Origin of the sequence: Campylobacter concisus (genome assembly GCF_002092855.1) — a bacterium.
In the GTDB taxonomy this organism is placed as follows: Bacteria; Campylobacterota; Campylobacteria; order Campylobacterales; family Campylobacteraceae; genus Campylobacter_A; species Campylobacter_A concisus_AI.
Genome location: NZ_LVLC01000001.1, coordinates 623,641 through 647,008 on the forward strand (window position 1 = coordinate 623,641; position 23,368 = coordinate 647,008).

General features: G+C 35.8%; 26 protein-coding genes and 1 tRNA gene. 5 read left to right on the top strand and 22 right to left on the bottom strand.

Going from position 1 to position 23,368, the window contains the following annotated elements; all coding sequences use genetic code 11:
* Positions 1-9: 9 nt before the first annotated feature.
* The 17 genes from A3223_RS03175 to obgE form a co-directional block, all read right to left on the bottom strand.
* Positions 10-957 carry a TonB C-terminal domain-containing protein gene (locus A3223_RS03175; RefSeq protein ID WP_084108806.1) on the bottom strand — a complete coding sequence of 316 codons (948 nt, stop codon included), beginning with the start codon at positions 955-957 and terminating at the stop codon, positions 10-12.
* Between the two features lies 1 nt (position 958).
* Positions 959-1,357 (bottom strand): biopolymer transporter ExbD, encoded by a 399-nt coding sequence (locus A3223_RS03180; RefSeq protein WP_021090535.1) that lies wholly within the window; start codon positions 1,355-1,357, stop codon positions 959-961.
* Positions 1,358-1,942, bottom strand: a complete 585-nt coding sequence (locus A3223_RS03185; RefSeq protein ID WP_051288435.1) for a MotA/TolQ/ExbB proton channel family protein — start codon at positions 1,940-1,942, stop codon at positions 1,358-1,360.
* Positions 1,943-2,332 carry an ATP synthase F1 subunit epsilon gene (gene atpC / locus A3223_RS03190; RefSeq protein WP_084108809.1) on the bottom strand — a complete coding sequence of 130 codons (390 nt, stop codon included), beginning with the start codon at positions 2,330-2,332 and terminating at the stop codon, positions 1,943-1,945. It abuts the gene before it with no gap.
* Between the two features lie 18 nt (positions 2,333-2,350).
* A complete protein-coding gene (gene atpD, locus A3223_RS03195; protein WP_002939420.1) occupies positions 2,351-3,748 on the bottom strand; it encodes a F0F1 ATP synthase subunit beta in 1,398 nt (465 codons plus the stop codon).
* Between the two features lie 11 nt (positions 3,749-3,759).
* Positions 3,760-4,647: an ATP synthase F1 subunit gamma gene (gene atpG, locus A3223_RS03200; protein ID WP_084108811.1), complete on the bottom strand. Its 888-nt coding sequence runs from the start codon at positions 4,645-4,647 to the stop codon at positions 3,760-3,762.
* 9 nt (positions 4,648-4,656) lie between these two features.
* A complete protein-coding gene (gene atpA, locus A3223_RS03205) occupies positions 4,657-6,174 on the bottom strand; it encodes a F0F1 ATP synthase subunit alpha (RefSeq protein WP_084108813.1) in 1,518 nt (505 codons plus the stop codon).
* A 14-nt stretch (positions 6,175-6,188) separates the two neighbouring features.
* Entirely contained in the window at positions 6,189-6,719 is a 531-nt protein-coding gene (locus A3223_RS03210) for a F0F1 ATP synthase subunit delta (protein ID WP_084108816.1), read from the bottom strand.
* The gene (locus tag A3223_RS03215; protein ID WP_084108819.1) at positions 6,719-7,231 is read right to left on the bottom strand and encodes a F0F1 ATP synthase subunit B; all 513 of its coding nucleotides are present in this window, start codon (positions 7,229-7,231) and stop codon (positions 6,719-6,721) included. The genes A3223_RS03210 and A3223_RS03215 overlap by 1 nt, the downstream gene beginning before the upstream one ends.
* Positions 7,232-7,240: 9 nt before the next feature.
* Positions 7,241-7,663, bottom strand: a complete 423-nt coding sequence (locus A3223_RS03220) for a FoF1 ATP synthase subunit B' (protein WP_084108822.1) — start codon at positions 7,661-7,663, stop codon at positions 7,241-7,243.
* Between the two features lie 95 nt (positions 7,664-7,758).
* The gene (locus A3223_RS03225) at positions 7,759-8,619 is read right to left on the bottom strand and encodes a ParB/RepB/Spo0J family partition protein (protein ID WP_084108825.1); all 861 of its coding nucleotides are present in this window, start codon (positions 8,617-8,619) and stop codon (positions 7,759-7,761) included.
* Between the two features lie 15 nt (positions 8,620-8,634).
* Positions 8,635-9,417, bottom strand: coding sequence for a ParA family protein (locus A3223_RS03230; RefSeq protein WP_084108828.1), 783 nt, complete (start codon positions 9,415-9,417; stop codon positions 8,635-8,637).
* Positions 9,414-10,049, bottom strand: a complete 636-nt coding sequence (locus A3223_RS03235; protein WP_084108831.1) for a biotin--[acetyl-CoA-carboxylase] ligase — start codon at positions 10,047-10,049, stop codon at positions 9,414-9,416. The genes A3223_RS03230 and A3223_RS03235 overlap by 4 nt, the downstream gene beginning before the upstream one ends.
* 1 nt (position 10,050) lies before the next feature.
* Positions 10,051-10,839 carry a bifunctional hydroxymethylpyrimidine kinase/phosphomethylpyrimidine kinase gene (gene thiD / locus A3223_RS03240; RefSeq protein WP_084108834.1) on the bottom strand — a complete coding sequence of 263 codons (789 nt, stop codon included), beginning with the start codon at positions 10,837-10,839 and terminating at the stop codon, positions 10,051-10,053.
* A 16-nt stretch (positions 10,840-10,855) separates the two neighbouring features.
* Entirely contained in the window at positions 10,856-11,761 is a 906-nt protein-coding gene (gene fmt / locus A3223_RS03245) for a methionyl-tRNA formyltransferase (protein WP_084108837.1), read from the bottom strand.
* Positions 11,762-11,777: 16 nt separating this feature from the next.
* The gene (locus A3223_RS03250) at positions 11,778-12,113 is read right to left on the bottom strand and encodes a GDP-mannose dehydrogenase (protein WP_084108840.1); all 336 of its coding nucleotides are present in this window, start codon (positions 12,111-12,113) and stop codon (positions 11,778-11,780) included.
* A 46-nt stretch (positions 12,114-12,159) separates the two neighbouring features.
* A complete protein-coding gene (gene obgE, locus A3223_RS03255; protein WP_084108843.1) occupies positions 12,160-13,218 on the bottom strand; it encodes a GTPase ObgE in 1,059 nt (352 codons plus the stop codon).
* 152 nt (positions 13,219-13,370) lie between these two features.
* Here obgE and A3223_RS03260 point away from each other — a divergent pair, with 152 nt between their 5' ends.
* From A3223_RS03260 to A3223_RS03275, 4 genes are read left to right on the top strand one after another with little or no spacing between them, the layout of a single operon-like run.
* Positions 13,371-14,453 carry a glycosyltransferase family 4 protein gene (locus tag A3223_RS03260; protein ID WP_084108846.1) on the top strand — a complete coding sequence of 361 codons (1,083 nt, stop codon included), beginning with the start codon at positions 13,371-13,373 and terminating at the stop codon, positions 14,451-14,453.
* Positions 14,450-15,574: a glycosyltransferase gene (locus A3223_RS03265; RefSeq protein WP_084108848.1), complete on the top strand. Its 1,125-nt coding sequence runs from the start codon at positions 14,450-14,452 to the stop codon at positions 15,572-15,574. Before A3223_RS03260 ends, A3223_RS03265 begins: the two co-directional genes overlap by 4 nt.
* Complete coding sequence (locus tag A3223_RS03270; RefSeq protein WP_084108850.1) at positions 15,558-16,832, top strand: O-antigen ligase family protein; 1,275 nt, start codon at positions 15,558-15,560, stop codon at positions 16,830-16,832. The genes A3223_RS03265 and A3223_RS03270 overlap by 17 nt, the downstream gene beginning before the upstream one ends.
* Positions 16,829-17,935 carry a glycosyltransferase gene (locus tag A3223_RS03275; protein ID WP_084108853.1) on the top strand — a complete coding sequence of 369 codons (1,107 nt, stop codon included), beginning with the start codon at positions 16,829-16,831 and terminating at the stop codon, positions 17,933-17,935. Before A3223_RS03270 ends, A3223_RS03275 begins: the two co-directional genes overlap by 4 nt.
* 45 nt (positions 17,936-17,980) lie before the next feature.
* Here the strand turns inward: A3223_RS03275 and rpmA are convergent, their stop codons facing one another.
* The 3 genes from rpmA to A3223_RS03290 form a co-directional block, all read right to left on the bottom strand.
* Entirely contained in the window at positions 17,981-18,238 is a 258-nt protein-coding gene (gene rpmA, locus A3223_RS03280) for a 50S ribosomal protein L27 (RefSeq protein WP_002942569.1), read from the bottom strand.
* A gap of 11 nt (positions 18,239-18,249) precedes the next feature.
* Positions 18,250-18,564, bottom strand: a complete 315-nt coding sequence (gene rplU, locus A3223_RS03285; RefSeq protein ID WP_021090648.1) for a 50S ribosomal protein L21 — start codon at positions 18,562-18,564, stop codon at positions 18,250-18,252.
* Between the two features lie 151 nt (positions 18,565-18,715).
* Positions 18,716-19,750: a cytochrome-c peroxidase gene (locus A3223_RS03290; protein WP_084108855.1), complete on the bottom strand. Its 1,035-nt coding sequence runs from the start codon at positions 19,748-19,750 to the stop codon at positions 18,716-18,718.
* A gap of 263 nt (positions 19,751-20,013) precedes the next feature.
* Between A3223_RS03290 and flhB the strand changes: the two genes are divergently transcribed.
* Positions 20,014-21,087: a flagellar biosynthesis protein FlhB gene (flhB, locus tag A3223_RS03295; protein ID WP_084108858.1), complete on the top strand. Its 1,074-nt coding sequence runs from the start codon at positions 20,014-20,016 to the stop codon at positions 21,085-21,087.
* Positions 21,088-21,138: 51 nt separating this feature from the next.
* Here the strand turns inward: flhB and A3223_RS03300 are convergent, their stop codons facing one another.
* Together A3223_RS03300 and A3223_RS03305 are read right to left on the bottom strand one after the other, a co-directional pair.
* Entirely contained in the window at positions 21,139-22,806 is a 1,668-nt protein-coding gene (locus tag A3223_RS03300; protein WP_084108861.1) for an anaerobic C4-dicarboxylate transporter, read from the bottom strand.
* A 348-nt stretch (positions 22,807-23,154) separates the two neighbouring features.
* A tRNA-Phe gene (locus A3223_RS03305) sits at positions 23,155-23,230 on the bottom strand.
* Positions 23,231-23,368: the final 138 nt, after the last annotated feature.

Genomic DNA, 23,368 nt, shown 5'->3' on the forward strand with positions numbered 1-23,368 from the left:
TTATAAATTTTAGTTTATTTTATCTTCTAAATTTAAATTAAAAGTAGTGCTTTTGTCTGGATTGAATGGAAATTTCTCCGTTGTAAGTTTTTCTAAGCACTCTCTTACTTTTGCGTTAAATTCTTCATTATATGATAGCTCTAAAATTTCATAGCTAAAATTTCCGCTTTGATCTATCATAACTTTAACTTTAGCCAAATTTGCAGAATCAGCCTTATAGCTTTGCCATCTTCTTTGAATTTGTTTTGTTATCGCACCCATTAGTGGATCGTAAGTACCGGTAGATTGTGATTTTGGAGCAGTTGGATTTTGATCTATCTTTAAACTCTTTATTATATCACTAGCTTCTTTTGCGGCTTTTGAACTAGAAGCTTCGCTTTTTTTACGGCTTTGCACTTTATTTTCAGCCTTTTTTATACCATCATCTTTTTTAAGTTTCGTAGGATCTATGTCACTAAAGAGGTCTTTTATATTTGGCTCTTTTGGTTTTGGCTTTTCAACTGGCTTTGGTGTAGGCTTAGGCTCAGGTTTTGGCTCTGGCTTAACATCTTCTTTGGGTTCTTCACTTGGTTTTAAAATTTCTGGTTTTGGTTCTGGTTTTTTAGGCTCAGGTTTTGGTTCCTCTTTTGGAGGAATTGGTAAGCTTGGCGTAGGTAATGGTTCATCTGGTACAACAGGCTTATTTGTAGTCTCTTGCTTATCTTCTTCAGATTCTTTTTTAGGTTCAGGCTTTGTCTCTTTAACTACTTCATCTGCTTGTTTTGGAGCTTTAATGGTTTGATCAACTTCTCTATCAACCATAACCACATCCATAATAGCATCTTTATCATCAGTATATTTTTTAGGAGGTTCTACAAAAAATGTAAGCTTTATAAATAAAATAAGTATAATAGTAACGTAAATACAAAACGCTACAAGAAACGAACTAAGCGTTGGAAATTTAACTTTATTTGACATTTTAACCGTTTGTCTCTAAAGCTACTTTATTAAAACCAGCACCTTTCAAAGTCTTTAATACAAACATAACATCATCGTATTTTAAATTTTTGTCAGCTTTTATATAGATAGGCGAGGTTTTATCGTATTTTGTACTCATTAATGCGATATTATCAGGAAACTCAGCAAGGCTCATAGTACTCTGATCAACTCTAACTTGTCCTTGCGAATTTATAGATACTATAAGGTCTTTTTGCTTAGATGTTGAAGTTTTTGCCTTTGAACCATCCGGAAGAGTAATATCCTCTTGATATGTTATGGTTGGCATAGTAACCATCAAAATGGCTAGTAAAACAAGCATAATATCAACAAGAGGAGTTATATTTAGCTCTGGTGTCTCATCGGTAAATTTAACGGCCATTTATAGTATCTCATCATCTTTTTTAAGTGCTATCATTACATCAGCCTGACGCTCAATAACACTCATTAATTCATAAGCTTTTCTTTTTATGAGTAAGTTAAATGTATATGCTGGGATGGCAACAAAAATTCCGCAACCAGTTGCAACAAGTGCCTCTGAAATAGCTGGAGCGATAATACCAAGTGATGAACCTCCGCCATTTCCAAGCTGTGAAAATGTCTCTAAAATAGAAACAACGGTTCCAAAAAGACCGATAAAAGGCGAAGTAGATGCTATTACACTTAGCCACGTTAGTCCACTTGTAGCATTTTTCTCGGCTATGCTTATACATACATTTAGCTTTTCTCTTGAGATTCTTCCATTTGCACATTTTCTCAAAGACGAATCATTTGGAATATTTTTAGCACCCATAAGCAGTGCTTCAAGTGCATTTTGCTCACGTTTTTGCCAAGCTCCAATACCAGCCATTCTTGAAAAAAGAATTGTAAAACTAACTATAAAATATATTGACAGCCAAGTTAAAACAATAATTGTAATAAAACTACTTCTTTGAATGTAATTTAAAAATAAATCTATACCGCCCACTTATCTAGCTCTCACTACATTTTCCATTTTAGATATAGTTGCTGCAAAAGCATTTGTATCACTACTCATGCTCTCTATCAAATTTCTAGCAGCTTCCAATGAATTTGCAAGCTCACTTTCACTATCGCCAGAGACATAAATCGCACCGTCAGCAAGTATTACTACCTTGCCTTCGTCAATCTTTGCATAGCCCCAGTTAATTGCAACAACATCATGTTTTTTATTTTTATGTTCTATATCTATAATACCTGCTTTTAAAAGAGATATTAATGAGGCATGGTTTGGCAAAACACCAAACTCACCCTCGCTACCTGGAAGCACTACACTGCTCACGTCATCATTAAATATCTGACCTTGAGGAGTTACGATCTCTAAATGTAATTTATCCATTACGCTTCCTTTTTAAATTTAAGCCTTAAGTTTCTCAGCTTTAGCTAAAGCCTCATCTATATTTCCAACCATATAAAATGCTGCTTCTGGTAAGTGATCATATTTACCCTCTAAAATTCCCTTAAAGCCAGCTATATTTTCGTCAAGACTTACATATTTACCAGGGCTACCTGTAAATACTTCAGCAACAAAGAATGGCTGAGATAAAAATCTCTCGATCTTTCTTGCTCTATCAACTGTTAACTTATCTTCTTCGCTAAGCTCGTCCATACCAAGGATAGCGATGATATCTTGAAGATCTTTATATTTTTGGAGAACAGCTTGAACGCCGCGAGCTACCTTATAGTGATCTGCTCCTAAAATTTGAGGATCGAGCATTCTTGAAGTAGAATCAAGCGGATCAACAGCTGGATAGATACCTTTCTCTGCGATCGATCTGTTAAGAACTGTCGTAGCATCAAGGTGAGCAAAAACAGTAGCAGGAGCTGGATCCGTAAGGTCGTCCGCAGGAACGTAAACAGCTTGAACAGATGTGATTGAACCTTTTTTAGTTGATGTGATTCTCTCTTGGAATTTACCCATCTCACTTGCAAGAGTTGGCTGATAACCAACAGCTGATGGGATACGTCCAAGTAGAGCTGACATTTCTGCACCTGATTGAGAGAAACGGAAGATGTTATCGATAAACATCAAAACGTCAAGTCCCATCTCATCACGGAAGTACTCAGCCATTGTAAGACCAGTTAGTGCGATACGGTTTCTTGCTCCTGGTGGCTCATTCATTTGACCATAGCACAAGGCAACTTTATCCAAAACATTACTTTCTTTCATTTCATGATAAAGGTCGTTTCCTTCACGAGTTCTCTCACCAACGCCTGCAAATACAGAGTAACCGCTGTGTTTAAACGCAACGTTGTGGATAAGCTCCATAATAATAACCGTTTTACCAACTCCAGCACCACCAAATAGGCCTACTTTACCACCCTTTGCGTAAGGAGCTAGAAGGTCAACTACCTTGATACCAGTTTCAAAAATTTCACTTTTCGTACTTTGCTCTTCAAATGGAGGAGGATCGCGGTGGATAGACCAATGCTTATCAAAATTTATACCCTCGCCCTCGTCGATCAAATCACCAACTACGTTAAAAATTCTACCTAGAACTTTTTCACCAACTGGCACACTAATAGGTGCACCAAGTGCTTTAGCCTCTAAGCCACGAGTCAAGCCCTCACTCATATCCATAGCGATCGTTCTGACTCTATTATCGCCTAGGTGAGCAGCAACTTCTAATATTAGTTTATGTTTCTTGCCCTCAACCTCAAAGAAAACTTCGATAGCTTCATTGATCTTTGGCAAGTAGTCATTAAAGTCAACATCGACCACAGGGCCCATAACTTGACTAATAACACCCTTCATTCATACTCCTTTTATTTCATTGATTCAACACCACTGATGATCTCGATAAGCTCAGTGGTAATAGACTCTTGTCTTGCTTTATTGTAAGCAAGATTTAACTGTTTGACGCGTTGTTTAGCATTGTTTGTTGCATTATCCATAGCTTGCATTCTAGCGCTGTGCTCAGCTGCCAAAGAGTCAACTAAAGCATAATACATACTATACTCAAAATATTTATTGAGCAATTCATCCATAATCTTAGTATAGTTGTCCTCTGGCTCAAATTCCATCAAAGAATTTGTCTCAACCGCAACTATCTTAGACGGCTCAATAGGCACAATATCATTTACTCTAATCTCTTGAGAAATCATATTTTTATAGCCATTGTGTATTAGCACAACCTTATCTGTTATGCCGTTTGTAAAGTCATCAATAGCATCTTTTATGATCTTTTGAGCTTTTTCATATGTAGGTGAAGAGCTAGCTCCGACATAAGTCTCGAGTAGTTCAACGCCTTGGAAATTGAAAAATTCTATACCTTTTTTACCAACAGCTCTTAGTCTGACTTTGATCTTTTTTGCTTTTAACTTATCAATCATGCGCCTAACTGTCTTTATAGTCTGGACATTAAAGCCACCGCAAAGCCCTTTATCAGCGGTAACAAATATAATATCAACCTTTTCTACACTCTTTGTTGTATTAAAAAATTTACTCTCAGTCATAACTGAAGCATATTGATTGATCTTATAAGCTATCTCCGATAAAACCTCATTGATCTTAAGTGCGTAAACTCTAGAGTAGCGAGCAGCCTCTTCGGCTTTGCGAAGCTTTGCTGTTGAGACAAGTTTCATCGCACGCGTCGTCTTTTGAGTGTTCTGGACGCTCTTAATCTTTCGTTTTATATCTTTTAAATTTGACATATCTTAGCCCTAGTTAGCGGCAAAAGTCGCTTTAAAATCTTTCAACGCTTTATGTAAAATTTCTTCTACTTCTTTATCAAGAACCTTTTTAGTTCTGATTTGCTCAAAAATTTCAGGGTATTTCGCCTCAATATATGGATATAGCTCAGCCTCAAATTTTGTTACATTTGCAGTTGCAACATCATCTAAATAACCCTTAGCACCAGCAAATATTATAACTACTTGATTCTCAACTGGAAGTGGAGAATATGGAGGTTGTTTTAGTACTTCAACCATCTTCTGACCACGCTCTAGTTGTTTTCTCGAACTCTCGTCAAGGTCACTTGCAAACTGAGCAAATGCTTGTAGCTCGCGGTACTGTGCAAGGTCTAGTCTTAGTGTACCAGAAACTTGTTTGATAGCTTTGATCTGAGCTGCACCACCGACACGAGAAACAGAAAGACCAACGTTGATCGCTGGACGGATACCTGAGTTAAATAGGTCACTCTCAAGGAAAATTTGACCATCTGTAATAGAAATAACGTTTGTTGGAATATAAGCTGAAACGTCTCCTGCTTGAGTCTCAATAATAGGTAGAGCTGTTAAAGATCCCGCACCTAGTGCGTCATTTAGCTTACTTGCTCTTTCTAGAAGTCTTGAGTGAAGATAGAAAACGTCGCCCGGATAAGCTTCACGGCCTGGTGGTCTTCTTAAGATCAAAGACATCTCACGGTAAGCAACCGCATGTTTTGATAAGTCATCATAGATGATTAATGCGTGGCGAGAGTTATCTCTAAAGTATTCACCCATTGTTACACCAGCATAAGGAGCAAGGTATTGAAGAGCAGCTGCATCACTAGCACCAGCATTTACAACTATCGTGTAGTCCATAGCGCCGTACTCTTCAAGTTTTTTAACGACTTGAGCAACGGTTGATTGTTTTTGACCGATAGCTACATAGATACAAATGACATCTTGACCTTTTTGGTTGATGATAGTATCGATTGCAACTGTTGTTTTACCAGTTTGGCGGTCGCCGATAATTAGCTCTCTTTGACCTCTACCGATTGGCACAAGTGCGTCGATCGCTTTGATACCTGTTTGAAGTGGCTCATGAACGCTTTTTCTTGCCATGATACCTTTTGCTTTTTCTTCGACAAAGCGAGATTCAGTAGCGTCAATTGGGCCTTTTGCGTCGATTGGCTCACCTAGTGAATTTACAACACGACCAATTAATGCGTCACCAACTGGAACGCGTAGAAGTTTTTTAAGCCTTTTTACAGAGCTTCCTTCTGTGATACCGCTAGTTTTTCCAAGGATAACTATACCAACACTACTCTCTTCAAGGTTAAGAGCCATACCTTTTTCGCCGCTTTCAAACTCAACCATCTCACCAGCCATAACGTTTTTCAAACCATAAACGTTAGCAACGCCATCAGCGACTGAGATGACTTTACCGGTCTCTTCTACATCAACACTTAAATCAAAATTTTCAATACGCTCTTTGATTATCGTGCTAATTTCGTCAGCTTTAATTTTTGCACTCACGCTTTCACTCCTTTTTAAATTGCTTTTAATATATATTCACTCATTTGACTTTTTAGTCTGTCGATAGAGAAATTTACCTCAACACCTAAATCATCTAACTCAACTTTTACACCGTTGTATTCGCTCTTTGAGCCATTAAGCTTGATCTTAGAGTCAAATTTCTTAGAGAAATTCTCTTCCAAAGCTTTCAGCTGCTCAGCGCTTAGGTCAAAATTTCCAATAATCTCGCCACGATATGTATTTTCAAGCAAAGATTGCTCTATCTTCATCTCGTTTAAGATCGCTGGGATAAGCTCCAGTCTTTTATTTGCGCCAAGAAGCTTAATAAAATTTGCAAATTTGACATCTTGACTTTTAACCAAAGATAGTACAAAATTAACCTTTTGTGAAGCCTTTAAAGTAGGCAAACTTATAATGCTTTTAAATTTATTGCTAGCAAAAGCAGCAGCTAGCTCTGATAAATTTTCAACAAATGCATTAAGTTCATTGGATTTTACATCGCTTAAGATCGCTTTTACGTATTTTTTAGCTACTACTTCATTCATTAGCTAACCTTTTTAAGTATAATATTTACAAGCTCTTTTTGATCGACTTTTAGGCTATCGCTTGAGAAAATGTCGCTCAAAATTTCATTTACAACGCCTTTTGTCATCTTGCGCTCTTCAAATTCTTTTTGCTCTTTATAGCTCTTTTGAAGATTTGCTATATCATTTTGAGCGTCGCTTTTAACCTTAGCAGCTAAATTTAAAGCCTCTTTTTTAGCAGTTTCGATTAGGGAATTTGCATTTTGTTTAGCTTCCTCAACACGTTTTAGAGCATCATCTTTTTTGGCTTTAGAATCGCGTAGCTTCTCTTGGATACTTTCAAGCTTATTTGCGATCCTGTCAATTCTGCTTTGATAAAGAGCTTTTAGTGGCTTAGCTGCAAAATATACCAAAATAGCAAAGAAAAGTAAGAAGTTTAGCGTTCTCTCGACTATGTCGTAGTTTGTTCCACCATGCTCGCTAGCGTATGCTAAAAATGGAAGTGCTAGAAAAAATAAAATTTTTATCTTCATAAAATTCCTTTAAATTTTAGAGAGCTTGGCATTTAAAGCCGCTCTAAGTTCAGGTAGTTTAGCTGATAGATCTGCTTTTAAGTTATCTTTCTGGGAGCTTAGAGCATTTAAAAATTCATTGTAATCAGCCTCTAAACTAGTTTTTATAGCATTTACTTCTTTTAAAGACTCTTCTTTTGCCAAATTTAAGGCTTCTTGCCTTATTTTATTGGCCTCAGTCCTTGCGTTTAATATAATCTCTTCAATCTCTTTTTCATGAACACTTAGATCACTTGCATTTTTACTAGTACTCTCTTCATCATTTTTTATAGAGGCATTTCTGGCATCTATGAATTTGAGCATTGGCTTATAAAGCAAGGAATTCAAAATAGCGATCAATACCAAGAAAACGACAGCCGTTAAAAGCATCAATGGCACATCTATTTCTAACATCCACTCTCCTTATTTTATCATTAAGTTTTATTTAATATTCAAATTAAAGTCTGATTTTACAATAAATTACTAAAAATAAAAATAAATTTGTAATTCTATTTTAGCCTAGCCATAAATTCTTCCACCTGTGAAATATTATTAAATTCTAAAACTAGATTGCTAGATTTTACTTTTGCTTTTATCTTTAAATTTTTAAAAACTTCTTGTAAATTTGATAGTTTTTTACTCATTTCCTCAGAAATTTTTGGCTTTTTGTCTTTTATCTCTTCCTTATTTTTTATCTTTTTTACTAAAATTTCTGTGTCTCTAACGCTTAGCTTTTGACCGATGATCGTATCAACAACCATCTTTTCTTCTTCAGTGCTAAGCCCAACTATAACTTTAGCGTGACCTTGCGTTAGCTTATCTTCTTGTAAAAGTTTTTGCGTATAGTCGCTAAGAAGCAAAAGCCTCATCGTATTTGTTATTTGTGTTCTACTTTTATGAATGATATTTGCCAAGCCATCTTGTGTGATCTTATACTCATTTATAAGCTCTTTATACGACTTTGCGAGTTCGATCGGATTTAAATTTTCACGTTGAATATTTTCGATAAGTGCAAGCTCTCTTAAATTTTGAGACTTGATGTCAGCGATGATCGCCTTTATCTTGCTTGCTCCAAGCATCTTTGTAGCGCGGTATCTTCGCTCACCGGCTATTAGCATATAGCCATCATCTTTTTTGATGACGATTATTGGCTGGATCAGTCCGTGCCTTTTGATGCTGGCACTTAGCTCTTTTAAAGCTTCTTCGTCAAAATGCGTTCTTGGCTGGTATGGGTTTGGTAAAATTTCATCTATATTTATCTCTTCGACTATCTCAGAGTCGTTTAAATTTGCAATCTCTTTGCTGTAGGCCTGCTCTACATCTTCAAGTATCGCACTAAGTCCACGCCCTAATCCACCTTTTTTAGCCATTTTTTTCCTTATTTTTTAGTTTAAAATACAATATGCCAAATTTTGATATGCGATCGAGCCTGGTGATTTTATATCATAAAGTATCACTGGCTTACCAAAACTTGGGCTTTCAGCAAGTTTCACATTTCTTGGAACGACCACAAATTCCTCTTTGTTGTCCTTACTCTTAAAGAGCTTATTTTCAAAATGCTGCTTTAAATTTGCAATTGTCTCTTTTGAGAGATTATTTTGCGAACTAAACATGGTCGGTAAAAAGCCTTTTATATTTAGCTTTGGATTTATCGTTTTTTTAATAATCTTGACTGTATTTAGGATCTGCGCTAGCCCCTCAAGTGCATAAAATTCACATTGAATCGGGATGATAACACTATCACTTGCACTAAGAGCATTTATCGTAATGCTACCAAGTGCCGGAGGACTATCGATGATGATAAAATCATAATCGTTTACAACTTCTGAAATTTTATTTTTAAGGATTAGTTTATAATCCTTATTTTGATCGTTAAATTCTTGCTCAATGCCGACAAGTCCGATGTTTGATGGAGCTAAAAAAAGTGTTGGGATCTCAGTTTTTAACACGATTTGCGATAGCTTTTTTCTATCTGTTAATACGTGATAGATATTAAACTCATAGTCACTTCTACTAAAGCCAAGTCCGGTTGTCGCATTTGCCTGTGGATCAATATCTATTAATAATACTTTTTTCTCAGCAACTGCCAGTGACGCGGCTAAATTTACGGCTGTTGTAGTCTTGCCAACACCGCCTTTTTGATTAGCTATTGTTATTATCTCGCTCATCTTAACGAATATACCTTTTCCCCATTTAGTAAGATCGCTCCATCATCGCAAATTTCAGCATCTTGAAGCGAAACAGCTCTATTTGCAATATGCGTAATAAAACCTTTTGACTTGCAAAAGTCTATCCTAAATTTGCTAAAAATTGGCTTCCATAAAATCTTTTTATCAAGCATGCTAACAAAGCCCCAAACTAGCTCATCTACGCTAGTTTTTATATCCAAAATGCCCGCGTTTTCGGGTGCGCTAGCTAAATTTATCCCCATGCCGCAAATGTAAATTTCATCCACTTTATTTGTCAAAGTACCGCCTATTTTGCGCTCGTCCACGTAAAAATCATTTGGCCATTTTAGCCAACACTTTGAGCCAAGTTCGCTCAAGACCTCACGCATCAGCATAGAAAAATATATTGAGATAGATGGCGGTGGTATGTCGCTTGGTAGCCCATCTTCACTTATGCAAAATGACATAAATAAATTTCCGCCAAGCCCCTCCCAGCTGTTGCCGCGACTACCAACACCTTTTGTTTGATTATACGCCACGATCATGTGTGGGGGCTTTATCTCGCCATTTTTTAGGGCGTCTATCAAAAATTCCTGTGTCGAAGGCAGACTTTGAAAAAACTCTACTTTCAAATCACACCTTAAATTTATAGAAGTGATTTACCGGATTTTGTCCACCGCCGATGATGACCGCGTTTTTGATAGCGTTAAAGATATAGTCATGGGCTTTTTTCACGCTCTCTTTTAGGCTTTGGCCATTTGCTAAATTTGAAGCGATCGCACTTGATAGCGAGCAGCCTGAGCCGTGAGTTGCGGTCGTTTTTATACGCTCATCGCTAAAAATTTCATATTCACTGCCATCATAAAATATATCAAGCGACTTGCCTTCTATCTCGCCACACTTTAGATAGACGCTTTTTGTGCCAAATTTTAATAGATCCTTGCAAGCCTCTTTTAGCTCGCTCTCGCCCTTTAGCTCACGCTTTAAAATTTCGCGTGCTTCAAAGATATTTGGCGTGATCACGCTCGCAAGTGGAAATAGCTCCTCCACGATCGCATCTTTTGCAGCACCCTCTAGCCAGATGTCGCCATTTTTACAGCTCATAACAGGATCAAGCACGAGTGGCGGTAAATTTTTGATCTCTTTTAGCGTTTTTGCGACGCATTTTATGATATCCACGCTTGGGACAACGCCTATTTTTATCACATCAACTCTTATATCATCAAATATCGCTCTTATCTGATCCTCGATGAGCTTAGCATCAACTAGTTGCATGCCAAATATGCCCTTTGTATTTTGAGCAGTGACCGCTGTGATCGCTCCCATCGCATATACGCCGTGTGCTATAAAGACCTTTATATCAGCCAAAACTCCAGCTCCACCACTTGGATCAACACCTGCTATGCTTAGCGCATTTTTCATAACCGCTCCTTTAAATTTATTTTAATTCATCGCCAACACTAAGACGCTTACCATTTATATATGCTTTTGCGTTTGTTGACTTTTTACTTGGCTCTTGAAGCTCGTAAATTTTGACCGCCCCACCCTTGCAAGCAACCACAACGTGATCTTTTTCTATGCTTAAAATTTCTCCACTTTTACCACTTTTTTCGCTTAGCCCAAGAGATAAAATTTTTAGCCCACTTGCCAAATAAAGCCCCGGCCAAGGTGTAAGCGCACGAAATTTATTATAAATTTGACCCGCCCCTTCATCAAAGCCAAAAAGCCCGTCGCTTTTACTTATTTTTTTGCAGTGCGTGGCCTGCGCATCGTCTTGCTTTTGTGGCTTTAAATTTTCAAAATTTTTAAGTACTTTTACGATTAGCTCACCGCCAAGCTCGCCTAGCTCACTAAAAAGCTCGCTTGACATCTTGCTCTCGCAAGGCGTGTAGATGAAGTCTAGCATATCGCCAGTATCAAGCCCAGCATCCATTAGCATAGCTGTGACGCCAGTTTGCTTCTCGCCTGCTAGGATCGCGCTTTGAATGGGGCTTGCGCCACGGTATTTAGGCAAGATCGAAGCGTGCAAATTTATACAAATTGCCACGTCCAAAACGCTTTGGGGTAAAATCTTGCCATAAGCTGCCACCACGATAAATTTGGGTTCAAATGCCTTTAGCTCGGCAATAACTGCCTCATCTTTTAGTGTATTTGGAGTAAGGACAGGTACGCCTACTAGCTCGTTTTGCGCATAAATTTTCACCTCGCTTGGGGTTAAAATTTGCTTTCTGCCAACTGGCTTATCAGGCTGGGTAAAGACCGCTTTTATATTAAAGCCAGCCTCTTTTAGGTGCCTAAGTATCCTAACGGCATAGTCAGGCGTCCCCATAAAAACTACATTCATCACTTTCCTTTAAATTTCAACGACTTTTATTTTGATCTGCTTTTTGACTGCTTGGCGGCCAAAAGACGCATGGATCTTCACGCCAGTCAATCTTTTGAAATATCAAACTTCCTAGCTCATTAATGCTAACTTTGCCACTACGATCAAGATCCAGTCTCTTAAATTCCTCACTAGTGTATAGATCTGGTGCTATTTTTAGTCCTGATGGCACTTTGCAGGACGTCCACTCATCTAAATTTAGCATGCCGTCACGATCTATGTCATTGTAATCCAAAAACATATACGCCGGATCCGCTGGATCACAGCTATATGCACCAAGACAAAATAGCATAATGCAAAAAATTTTCTTCATTTTATACTCTTAAAGATCTATGCCCAAAGCGCCAAAAAGTTACAACTCAAAGCTCATTTTTAAGTAGCTCAAGAAGTGCGAATTTAAGCTCATCTATGTTCTCATTTGTCGCTGACGAGATTGGCAAAACAAAGTATGGTTTTTTCGTGTCAAAACTGTATAGGTCTTGCTTATAGACAAATTTACCAACTTGATTTGGCTCTAAATTTATACTTTTCATAAATTCTCTTATTTTTTCATCTAAATTTTCCGCCGCATCGACTCTGGTGATAGCGATAGCATAGTCCCTACTTGCAAGTACGCTTGAAAATTTAGCGACCTCCTCTTTTAGCACACTAAACTGCTCGCTCATACTTCTATAGTTTGCTCCGTCTATCATAAAAAGTAAAATTTTATTTCGCTCGATATGCTTTAGAAATTTAACGCCCAAACCGCGTCCATCGCTCGCCCCTTCGATGATACCAGGGATGTCAGCCATGACAAAGCCACTAAACTCATCGACCTCAACAAGGCCAAGCTTTGGTGTAAGCGTCGTAAATTCGTAGTTTGCGATCTGTGGTTTGGCATTTGATACTGTTGAAATAAGCGTTGATTTACCAACATTTGGAAAGCCAACAAGGCCCACGTCAGCGATCAGCTTTAGTTCAAGCCTTACTTCAATGCTCTCTTCAGGCATACCTTTTTGTGCGTATTCTGGAGCTTGGTTGATAGAGCTTTTAAAGTGAAAATTTCCAAGTCCACCTTTACCACCCTTTAAAAATAGCGTCTTTTGACCCTCGCTAACTATATCACAGAGCAGCTCATTTGTCTGGGCATCATAAACAGCTGTGCCAGGAGGGACTATGAGTTCTAAATTTTCGCCCTTTTTGCCAGTCATTCGCTTACCCATGCCAGCTTCACCATTACCAGCTTTCATGGCTCTTTTACCCTTATAGTTTGCTAAAGTATGGGTGTTGTTGTCACAAACAAAATAAACATCTCCGCCATCTCCGCCATCTCCGCCATCAGGACCACCCAAAATGACATGTTTTTCGCGACGAAAACTCACAGCTCCAGCTCCACCATGCCCCGAACTTAGAGTCAATCTTGCACTATCTATAAACATTTTTTACCTTAAATTTATCTATTTTTTATTTTTAAATTTGGGCTGGATTATATCTTTTAAATAATTAAAATTTGTTTTTTATTAAATCTCATCAATGTGAAAGCTGCTTTTATGATAGAATTAGCCCAAAAACTAATTCAAGGAATAAAATCTTGCAAATTCTACTTTACAATGTAACAACTGCATTAAAAATAGGTGGTGTTGAAACTTTTTATTATTCTGTGGCTAAAGAGCTTATGAAAGACCATAAAGTCACTATTTGTACTGGGCGAGGTAAATTTGTGCCAGCCTTTTTAAAAGAAAGTAATATTGATCTAAAAATGTTTAACTTTTGTCCAAGAGAGAAGGTTTTAAAACTAGGTAATAGATTTAGGAAATTTATTGAGAGAGTTAGTTTTTATTTTAATGCTAGAAAATTTTTGAAGTCTCAAAAATTTGATGTTTTAGTTATTCATAAACCATTTGATTTTTTTGTAGCATACCTACTTAAAAAACATGATAAAAATTTAAAGACTATATTTGTAAGTGGTGGAGAGGATTTTTATTTTTTTGATCGCTTTTTTGTTAAATTTATTGATAAGATCATTAGTGTGAGTGACGCAAATGCAGACATTTTACGAAAAAGATATGACAGAGAGATAAAAGTGGTTTATAACGGTGTAGATAAAGAGAAGTTTTATCCAGATGCATCACTAAAAGAAAAAATAAGAGAAAAATTTGACGTAAAGAGTGATGAAATTTTGATAGGAAGCGTTGGTAGAGTAGTTGGCTGGAAAGGCTTTGGCATGATGGTGAAAAATATAGATAAGATCAAAAACGCTAAATTTATGCTTGTTGGCGATGGTGAAAATTTACAAAGTCTAAGAGAGCTAGCAACCAAACTTAATGTAAGCCAAAAGGTTATTTTTATCGGTGCTATCAGGCATGATGAGTTAAATCAGTATTATAACGCCTGCGACATCTATCTACAGCCAAGCATTGGTCATGAGGCTTTTGGCATAACCGTAATTGAAGCCTTGTCTGCCAATAAACCTTGTGTAGTTAGCATAAATGGTGGCATGAAAGAAATAATAAAAGATGGAGTAAATGGGTATAAATTTAAAATTTCTGATGAAAGCGACATGATAGAAAAGATAAATTTAACGCTAGAAAATATAGAAAATTTAAGACCAAGAGAGAGCATAAAAGACATGTACGAGTGGTCAAAATTTGCACAGGAACTGGTTGAATTATGAAAAAAGTAGCTTATGTAAGTAATTTTTATGCCATACCCCCACTCAAGGGTGCTGCTGTTCAGACTTGGACAAATGAAGTAGCAAAGAGGCTCTGGTTTTATGAACCTCACACTATTTGCATAGATGATGAGTTTTTACCTTTAAAAGAATATAGGGATGGTGTTTATCATCATAGGATTCGCCTTTCAAAAATTTATAAAAGAATTTTTCAAAAAATATTAGGATGGGACGTCTACTCTTATAATGATAGAGTTTTCAATGAGATAAAAAAAATAAATCCTGATATTGTGCATTTTCAAAACTATCATAATAGTGTAGAGAAGTTAGCAAAAAAGATAAAAACTTGGAATAAAGATATAAAAGTGATCCTTCACCTGCATAATTTTTATGATTTTAAAAATAAAAATTTTGATAAGCTTGATGCCGTTATAACTTGTAGTGATTTTCTTATGAAGAATTTTGAAGGTCTACCAAATGCAAAAATTTATAAAGTTATAAAAAATGGTGTAGATATAGATAAATTTAAAAAAATAAATTTTAAAAAAGATAAAAAAATTATTATTGGTTTTGTGGGAAGAATAGTTAGTCAAAAAAATGTTGAATACATGATTGAACTAGCAAGAGAATTTAAAAATTTATCTGAGTACAATTTTAAAATAATAGGTGAAATAATTAAAAGAAAAGATAATTATGAATACTACAAAAGTCTTGTTAAAAAGATAAAAGAATACAACCTAAACAATATAGAATTTCTTGACAATATCTCACCAGATAAAGTTCACGCCGCATATAATGACTTTGATTTTACAATCATCCCTTTAAATGATAAAGAATCGTTTTGCATGGTCGGCATAGAAGCCATGAGCTGTGAGAGTTTTGTTATAGCAAAAGCAGGTGGTGGTAGTAAAGAGTATATGCTGGATGGTGAAAATTGTAAGCTTTTTGAGTTTGAGAATTTTGCTAAAAATATAAAGGAGTATATTTTAAATTTAAAGGATTCGGACAAATTAAAAATTATTACAAATGCTAGAAAAATGTGCGAAGAGAATTTTTCCTGGGATAAAATTACTGATGATGTACAAAAAATTTATAAAGAAGTTTTAAATGATAATTCAAAATAAGCCAAAATTAATAATATTTTTAAAAAGAGCTATCTTATTTTTCTTATCTCTTTTTTTGATAGGTCAATATAACGAACATATTACTGCTGTGAAGAATTTAGGTATATATTTGGCTCTATTTTCAACTATGATTCTTTTTATTATTAATACTAAAAATACATTAGAAAATATAAAAAATAATATAAAAAACAATAAAACTATATTGCTGCTTTTTATTTTACTAAATTTATATGTTTTTGGAATATCAATTTTTCCTTATGACACTACCCAGAATGCATTTCTTTCAGCATTTAGTGAATTTAAACGAGCTTTTGTATTTATTTTTATTATTCTCCTTTGGCATGATGGTAGTTATAAAAATTCAAAATGGTTGTTTTTTGCCATGGTTATAGCTTTAAGCTTAGATAATTTGCATTTTTTTGTAAAAGGAATAGAAGAAGGAACGCTTTTAAATTTAAGAAATACAAAAAATCAATTGATTCAACCTATCGATAGATTTTATTCAAGTTTTTTTGATAATTTATTCATTTTTTCTTTGATATCACTATTTTTTATAAAAAATAATTTTTATAAATTTTTTATTACTATTTTTAATATCATTATTAGCTTAATTTTTATTTTGCTTACAGGAGCAAGAGGCTCATGGCTTGCACTTGCTTTGAGCTTAGTAGCAATGTTGATTTTAACATCTAAGAAAGAAAAAATTGATCTTTTTAATAAAAAATTTATAATAATTTGCTTAATTTTACTTGCTGCCTCTGCTTGCGTCTACTATAACTCCACGCTTTTGCAGTTAAAAGTTGCGCAAGGATTTTATACTTCTGGTAGAGTAGATATTTTAACAAAAAGATTACCGCTTCTTTTTAGCTCTGATAGGGCTTATATAGGCATAGGTTTTGGTGGTAAGCAATATACTAAATTTTTAAATGATAAAAATATTAACAATGACGACCTTGGCCCAACTGGTATAGGTGCTGACGGAACCAAGTACCCACATCATGACGAGCCAGTATTTATTGGTCAGTATTATCATTACGGTGTAGTAGGTACTGCTTTTTTTGTTGCGCTTGTTTTTTATATGCTTTTTGTCTCTTTTAAAAGGTATTTATCAAACAACAAATTTTATATAGCAATATTTGGAAGCATACTTTGCACTTATATATTTAGGGGACTATTTGAGACCATATACTTTACTCATCTTTATGTAATGCTTGGTCTTTTTATAGTGTTTTGTACAAATACAAGGAGTGATTTATGAAACTATTTTACATATATCCAGAACAAATTCCGCAAGGTAATGCAAGAGAGATAGCAATACTAAATACATTTTTTGAGCTTAGTAATATGTGCGATGCTAAACTGGTCTTACCGCAGTCTCCTTTAAATTTAAATGATGTAAATGAGAAATTCGCTTTAAAGCTAAAAGCTAATGACATATTGTTTGTAAGAAAAAGGATTCTATTTTTAAAAAGTAATAAAATTTTTAATTTTTTTCTAAAAAAGATAATAAATAACTATTCAAATAAAGACGCAATATTTTATACGAGACATTTAAAGATAGCTAAATTTTTACTAGAAAATAAAATATCCAATCAAAAGGTTGTATTTGAAGCGCATGAGTGTTTTACCTTGGGTAACAAAGCACTTTATAATATGGAAAAAGAGATACTAAAAGATGCTGATTTTATCTTTTCGCACAATATCAGCACATTAAATGAACTTAGAAAATTTTTTGACTTACAAATAACAAATTCGGCAGTTGTTTATAATGGCTGCAAACAAGATTATGATTTTAAGAAGAAAGATTTTGATTTTTCAAGTATAAACTATTATGGCTCATTCTTGTTATGGAAAGGCCTTGATTTGATGCTGGATTTTGTTTCAAAAACTAAAATAAGGCTCGATCTTTATGGTAAAAATAGTGGAAATAGTTTTATAAATTTAAAAAATACTCTTAAAGAAAGAAAGATCGAATGTCTGGTATGTTTTAAAGGGATGTTACCTCAAAAAGAAGTTGTAAAAAGTCTCATTAAAAACAATACAATTTTGATAATACCTAGTGTAAAAAGTGCTTATTCTCTTTATAGCACTCCGCTAAAGCTTTTTGAGTATATGGCAAACTCAAACGTTGTCTTAGCTCCAAATTTTCCACCAGTTGCCGAGATAGTAAAAGATGGCAAAAATGGTTTTTTGTACGAAGCAGGAGATAAAAAAAGTCTAGAAGAAAAATTTAACTATATAAAGACGTTAAGTAATGATGAGCTAAATAAAATTTCAAAAAATGCTTATGAAAGCATAAGTGAAAATACTTGGAAAAATAGAGCTAGAAAAATAATCAAAGAATTAGAAAAGATAAATTAAATTTTTGAGTGGATTTAAAAGAAAAAGGGGCTTTCGCCCCAAGGATTATGCAGCTGGATAAACAGATACTTTTTTTCTGTTTTTATCAAGTCTTTCAAATTTTACAAAGCCATCGACTAATGCAAAAATTGTGTGGTCTTTACCAAGACCTACGTTATTTCCAGCGTGAGTTGCTGTTCCTCTTTGGCGGATGATTATATTTCCAGCACGAACGAACTCACCACCAAATTTCTTAACACCTAATCGGCGTCCTATACTATCACGGTTATTTTGGGTTGAACCCTGACCTTTTTTGTGTGCCATATCTTATCTCCTTAAGCTGCGATACTTACGACTTTTACACGTGTAAATTGTCTTCTAAAGCCGCGTTTTAGTTTTGAGTCTTTACGTCTGCGTTTTTTGTAGATAACTACTTTTTTGTCTTTGCCTTCATTAACGACCTCAAGAACAACTTTTGCACCCTTTACAAATGGCGCACCTACCTTTACTTCGCCGTCATTTACAGCTAAAACTTCTGTAATCTCAACGGTTGATTTAGCTTCAGCACTAAAGTGATCTAGCTTAAGGTACTCGCCCTCGCTAACACGATATTGCTTACCGCCATGCTTAAATATAGCGTATTTTGACATACTCTACCTTTCTAAATTTGGTAAGACCAAAAAGCGCTTTTGGATTTCAAAAGACTTGGGGAGCTTTGTTGGTTGTAAGGAACGGATGATACCCAAAAATTTATAAATTTAAGTTGAATGGGGCGGAAATTTATCCGCCTTTTTGTTTAGCTTAGTAGTCAAGCTCCGGTTTTGGGGTCTTTTCGGTAGATGCAGGGAAGGACGGATATTCGACTTTAGGCATTTTGCCTGTTAGCGAATTTAAAAACGTCACGATATCGGCGGCTTCTTTGTCATTTATCTCGATACCTAGCTGTACGCTACCCATCATTTTGACGGCATCTTTTAGCGACCAAACTGCACCGTTGTGAAAATACGGAGCCGTTAGCTCGATGTTGCGTAACGTAGGAGCTTTTACTAGACCGTTTGCATCGCCTTTAAAGTCGCCCAAATTTGCAAATTCATATTTGCCCGCAACCTCAAACGGCTGTAAAGTACCGCCCAAGTTTATGCCGTTATGGCATGTAGCGCAACCCTTGTCGATGAAGGTTTTTAGTCCTTTTTTCTCAGCGCCGTTTAGCGCAGTCTCGTCGCCTTCTAAAAATTTATCGAATCTAGACGGAGTTACGAGCGTTCTTTCAAAGATACCTATGGCCGTCGTTACCAACTCAAAGCTCACGTCGCTATTAAACGCGGCCTTAAACTCGCTCACATACGCTGGGATCGATTTTAGCCTTTGCTCGACAAGCTCCGGAGTAGAAGCCATCTCCGGCATAGCAGTCATCGGGCCGGCAGCCTGAGCGGCTAGGTGAGCGGCGCGTCCATCCCAAAACTGCACCGAGTTAAATACGGAGTTGTAAACCGTCGGAGCATTTACGTGATGAGGGTTTGGGGTCCATTTGTGACCTGTAGATGCAGGTACGCCGTCCGCTCCGCCTAAGCCCAAGTTGTGACAGGTGTTGCAGCTGATAATGCCGGATTTTGATAATCTCGGATCAAAATAAAGCCTCTTACCAAGCTCGTAAGCAGCCATAGTGGTTGGATATTTCTCAGTATCCGGAGAAGCTTCGTTTATCGCTTTGGTTAGCGCCTTTGGATCGCTAGGGATAGCGACTAGACCCGCATCTAGCGCGTCTTGGATCAAATTTTGAGCGTTTAGCGCCGTCGCTAACGCAACCAAACCCAACAAAACTGACTTAATTTTCATTAAATGCTCCTTTAAAAATAGAGTTAGATCATAATTATAATGTTTTATAGTTAAATATAAATAAATTTTATTATTTATTAGAAATTATTTTTAAGTAGTTTTAGTTATTCAAGATAAGATATATCTTATTTATTTTTATTGAATAGTATTAATTATTAGTCTACTTTGTATAAGATTTACTATAGCTTGACTACATAAGAAATACTTCAATTTAACCTCGCTTTAGATATAATCGCCAAAATTTAACCAAACTCAGGATAATAATGGCAGACGAAGATCAAGAAAAAACCGAAGAAGCGACCCCCAAAAAGATAGAAGATGCCAAAAAGGATGGTAATGTCCCCAAAAGTCAGGACCTAGCTGGGTTCGTGACCCTAGTTATTGCTATTGGCGTATTACTTGCAATGCTAAATTTTATGAAAGAACAGATCATCTCACTTTATATCTATTACTCAAAATTTATCGGTCAGCCACTTACCTTACCGACAGTGAAACTAATCGTCATAAATACCTTTGCAAGGTCGCTTCTTATGATACTTCCAGTTTGTATCTGCGTAGCGATCGCTGGTGTCATCGCAAATGTAATGCAGTTTGGATTTATCTTTACCACAAAACCCATAATGCCAAATTTTGGCAAGATAAATCCGCTAAAAGGGCTAAAAAATTTATTCTCGATGAAAAAAGTGATAGACAGTATTAAAATCGTGCTAAAAGTTAGCATCGTCTTTGGTGTTGGATTTTATTTTTTCTTGCAGTTTATAAAGGAGCTACCGCACACGCTCTTTTTTTCTATGTTTGATCAGCTTGCTTGGCTAAAAGAAAAGCTTATTATTCTTGTTAGTGTCATGCTTTTTATACTTTTCGTGATCGGACTTATTGACCTTCTTATCGTGCGCTTTCAATATTTTAAAGACCTTCGTATGAGCAAGCAAGAGATAAAAGATGAGTATAAGCAAATGGAAGGAGATCCGCAGGTAAAAGGCAGAATTCGTCAAGCCCAAATGCGTGCAGCCAAGCGTCGAATGATGCAAAATATCCCACAAGCTGACGTAGTCATCACAAACCCTACTCACTACGCCGTGGCGATAAGATATGATAAAAGTCGTGACGAAGCACCGATAATACTTGCAAAAGGTGTTGATTTTTTAGCACTACAAATCAAAAAAATAGCCGTTGAAAATGGTGTGCAAATTTATGAAAATCCACCACTCGCAAGAGAGCTTTATAAAATTTGTGAAGTCGATGATACGATACCAGCACATCTTTTTAGGGCCGTAGCCGAAGTGCTAAGCTTCGTTTATATGAGCAATAAACAAAAATTTAAAGATAAGCTTTGATAAATTCTGCTCTTGCCACTAGAAATTACTAGCAGCAAGAGAAATTATCTATTATAGATATCCAAAAGCGGTTGCAAAAATATAGCCAAATATACAAGAGGATATAACACCAATAAGTCCCGGAATGATAAAGCTGTGATTGATAACAAATTTACCAATATGTGTCGTACCGCTTCTATCAAACTGGATAGCCGCAAGGTCGCTTGGATATGTTGGCAGGATGTAGTATCCGTAGCAAGCTGGTGCAAAGGCTAGAATGATAGCAGGATTAACATCGATATTTAATGCTAATGGCACAAAAGCAACCAAGGCTGCAGCTTGAGAATTTACAAATTTTGAGATAATCAAAAGCATAACCGCATAAGTCCAAGGGTGCTCTTTTACGATGCTTCCTAGCGCCTCCTTCATCATCGGAGTGTGTACTGCAAACATAGTCTCAGCCATCCAAGAGATACCAAAAACTGCAACAAGAGCAATCATACCTGATCTAAATATCTCGTTTTTACCGATCTTGCTAGCATCTGTTGGTGTAAAGATTAAGATGATAGCACCAGTTAAAAGCATGAAAATTTGGATAACATGAACCATGCTTAGGCTTTTTGAAGATGCTTGTTTGTTGCTTATATTGATGTAAGCACCTTGAAATTCTTCTTTTGCGCCTTTTTCATTTATATATGTTACTGCGCCATCAGCCGTACGAGTAAGAGTTTGATTTGCATCTTTGCCGATGATTTTGACTGATTGAGCTTTTTGATTAGCATTTAGCTTATCGTTTGCTACTTTTAGCTCAGCCGCCTCTGTTTGGATGCTAGCATCTTTTATTTTTAAGGTTTTTAAGACTTTTTGCTCAGTTGGAAGGTTGGCTATTACTTGAACGACTGTTGCGTCTTTGTAAGTAGTCCAGCTTGGGCGAAGATCTTTAAAATATCCAAGAAGCGCAACTACAAGGATAGAGCCTAAAAATATCCACATCGCAGCCCATTGATAGCCAGGAAGCTTTTTACCTAAAAGTGTCGCACTATCGCCATAAACATATTTTTTAAACTCAGGATCTTGAAGCTTTGTTTGAAATACTTCGTCTTTATCAAGATCTTTGCCTCTAAACCAGCTAAAAATTCCTACCGCCAAAACACCGCAAAATGTTGATGGAATTGTAATCTTTAAAAGATCTAAATATCCATCAAAGCCAGCTAGGTGAGTTTTAGCATTAATAAGAAAGCTTGTAAGAGTTACAACAGCAACTGAAACTGGGCTAGCGATGATACCCATTTGTGAAGCTATTGAGCTTGCTGCCATTGGTCGCTCTGGGCGGATACCATTTTTGATAGCGATATCATAAACGATAGGAAGCACGGTATAAACAACGTGTCCAGTACCGCATAAAATAGTAAGCGTACATGTTACAAATGGAGCCAAGATACTTACATACTTTGGATTTTTTCTAAGTATAGTTTCTGCTATTTGAAGCATAACATCAAGACCACCACTAGCTTGAAGCGTAGCACTTGCCACAACAACAGCGAGGATAGTTAGCATAACATCGATAGCAGGCTTACCAGGCTCGATATTAAATCCAAAAACGAGGACTATAAGACCGATACCGCCTAGCATACCAAGCGCGATACCGCCTTTTTTAGCTCCGTAGAACAAACAGATAAGGACGATGAGAAGCTGGATAACAAACTGCATGCCTTCACTTAAATTCATGAGAAAATCCATGAAACCTCCTAAGTTAATATAAATTTAATCAAGATTATATCTCTTATGGATTTAGATTAAACTTATATTTTAAGGATGATTTGATACAAATATAACATTTTGATTAATAAGGCTTATTTAGGATAAATTTTTACAAGATTGTCTTTTACAAAATTTTTATTTGATCTTGAAGATTTTGTTTGTCTTAGAATATATAAAATGAAAATAGCATTGTTATATTTTAAATTTATTAATAATAAAAATTTATTTAAATTTTATAAATAACCTAGAAAAATAGTATAAAAGCCTTGTAAATACGAAATTTAATAGAACCAAGAGAAAAATGATTGATGTTTAAGGAAAGGTTAATGGTGGTTAGAGGCAGAATCGAACTGCCGACACGCAGATTTTCAGTCTGCTGCTCTACCGACTGAGCTATCCAACCACTCGTTAAAGAAAGTCAGATTATACATGTTTAATATTTAAAGCAAGTTTAAAATACACACTTTTTTAAATAAAATAAGTTATGTTTTTCTATTTTGACTTGAAATATAAAAGAAATTCTACAAAACAGATAATAAAT

Bases quoted from the DNA above. Each gene is read 5' to 3' on its own strand.
- A3223_RS03175 (WP_084108806.1), bottom strand. From the start codon at position 957: ATGTCAAATAAAGTTAAATTTCCAACGCTTAGTTCGTTTCTTGTAGCG.
- A3223_RS03180 (WP_021090535.1), bottom strand. From the start codon at position 1,357: ATGGCCGTTAAATTTACCGATGAGACACCAGAGCTAAATATAACTCCT.
- atpC (WP_084108809.1), bottom strand. From the start codon at position 2,332: ATGGATAAATTACATTTAGAGATCGTAACTCCTCAAGGTCAGATATTT.
- atpD (WP_002939420.1), bottom strand. From the start codon at position 3,748: ATGAAGGGTGTTATTAGTCAAGTTATGGGCCCTGTGGTCGATGTTGAC.
- atpG (WP_084108811.1), bottom strand. From the start codon at position 4,647: ATGTCAAATTTAAAAGATATAAAACGAAAGATTAAGAGCGTCCAGAAC.
- A3223_RS03210 (WP_084108816.1), bottom strand. From the start codon at position 6,719: ATGAATGAAGTAGTAGCTAAAAAATACGTAAAAGCGATCTTAAGCGAT.
- A3223_RS03215 (WP_084108819.1), bottom strand. From the start codon at position 7,231: ATGAAGATAAAAATTTTATTTTTTCTAGCACTTCCATTTTTAGCATAC.
- A3223_RS03220 (WP_084108822.1), bottom strand. From the start codon at position 7,663: ATGTTAGAAATAGATGTGCCATTGATGCTTTTAACGGCTGTCGTTTTC.
- A3223_RS03225 (WP_084108825.1), bottom strand. From the start codon at position 8,619: ATGGCTAAAAAAGGTGGATTAGGGCGTGGACTTAGTGCGATACTTGAA.
- A3223_RS03230 (WP_084108828.1), bottom strand. From the start codon at position 9,417: ATGAGCGAGATAATAACAATAGCTAATCAAAAAGGCGGTGTTGGCAAG.
- thiD (WP_084108834.1), bottom strand. From the start codon at position 10,839: ATGAAAAATGCGCTAAGCATAGCAGGTGTTGATCCAAGTGGTGGAGCT.
- fmt (WP_084108837.1), bottom strand. From the start codon at position 11,761: ATGAATGTAGTTTTTATGGGGACGCCTGACTATGCCGTTAGGATACTT.
- A3223_RS03250 (WP_084108840.1), bottom strand. From the start codon at position 12,113: ATGAAGAAAATTTTTTGCATTATGCTATTTTGTCTTGGTGCATATAGC.
- obgE (WP_084108843.1), bottom strand. From the start codon at position 13,218: ATGTTTATAGATAGTGCAAGATTGACTCTAAGTTCGGGGCATGGTGGA.
- A3223_RS03265 (WP_084108848.1), top strand. From the start codon at position 14,450: ATGAAAAAAGTAGCTTATGTAAGTAATTTTTATGCCATACCCCCACTC.
- A3223_RS03270 (WP_084108850.1), top strand. From the start codon at position 15,558: ATGATAATTCAAAATAAGCCAAAATTAATAATATTTTTAAAAAGAGCT.
- A3223_RS03275 (WP_084108853.1), top strand. From the start codon at position 16,829: ATGAAACTATTTTACATATATCCAGAACAAATTCCGCAAGGTAATGCA.
- rpmA (WP_002942569.1), bottom strand. From the start codon at position 18,238: ATGGCACACAAAAAAGGTCAGGGTTCAACCCAAAATAACCGTGATAGT.
- rplU (WP_021090648.1), bottom strand. From the start codon at position 18,564: ATGTCAAAATACGCTATATTTAAGCATGGCGGTAAGCAATATCGTGTT.
- A3223_RS03290 (WP_084108855.1), bottom strand. From the start codon at position 19,750: ATGAAAATTAAGTCAGTTTTGTTGGGTTTGGTTGCGTTAGCGACGGCG.
- flhB (WP_084108858.1), top strand. From the start codon at position 20,014: ATGGCAGACGAAGATCAAGAAAAAACCGAAGAAGCGACCCCCAAAAAG.
- A3223_RS03300 (WP_084108861.1), bottom strand. From the start codon at position 22,806: ATGGATTTTCTCATGAATTTAAGTGAAGGCATGCAGTTTGTTATCCAG.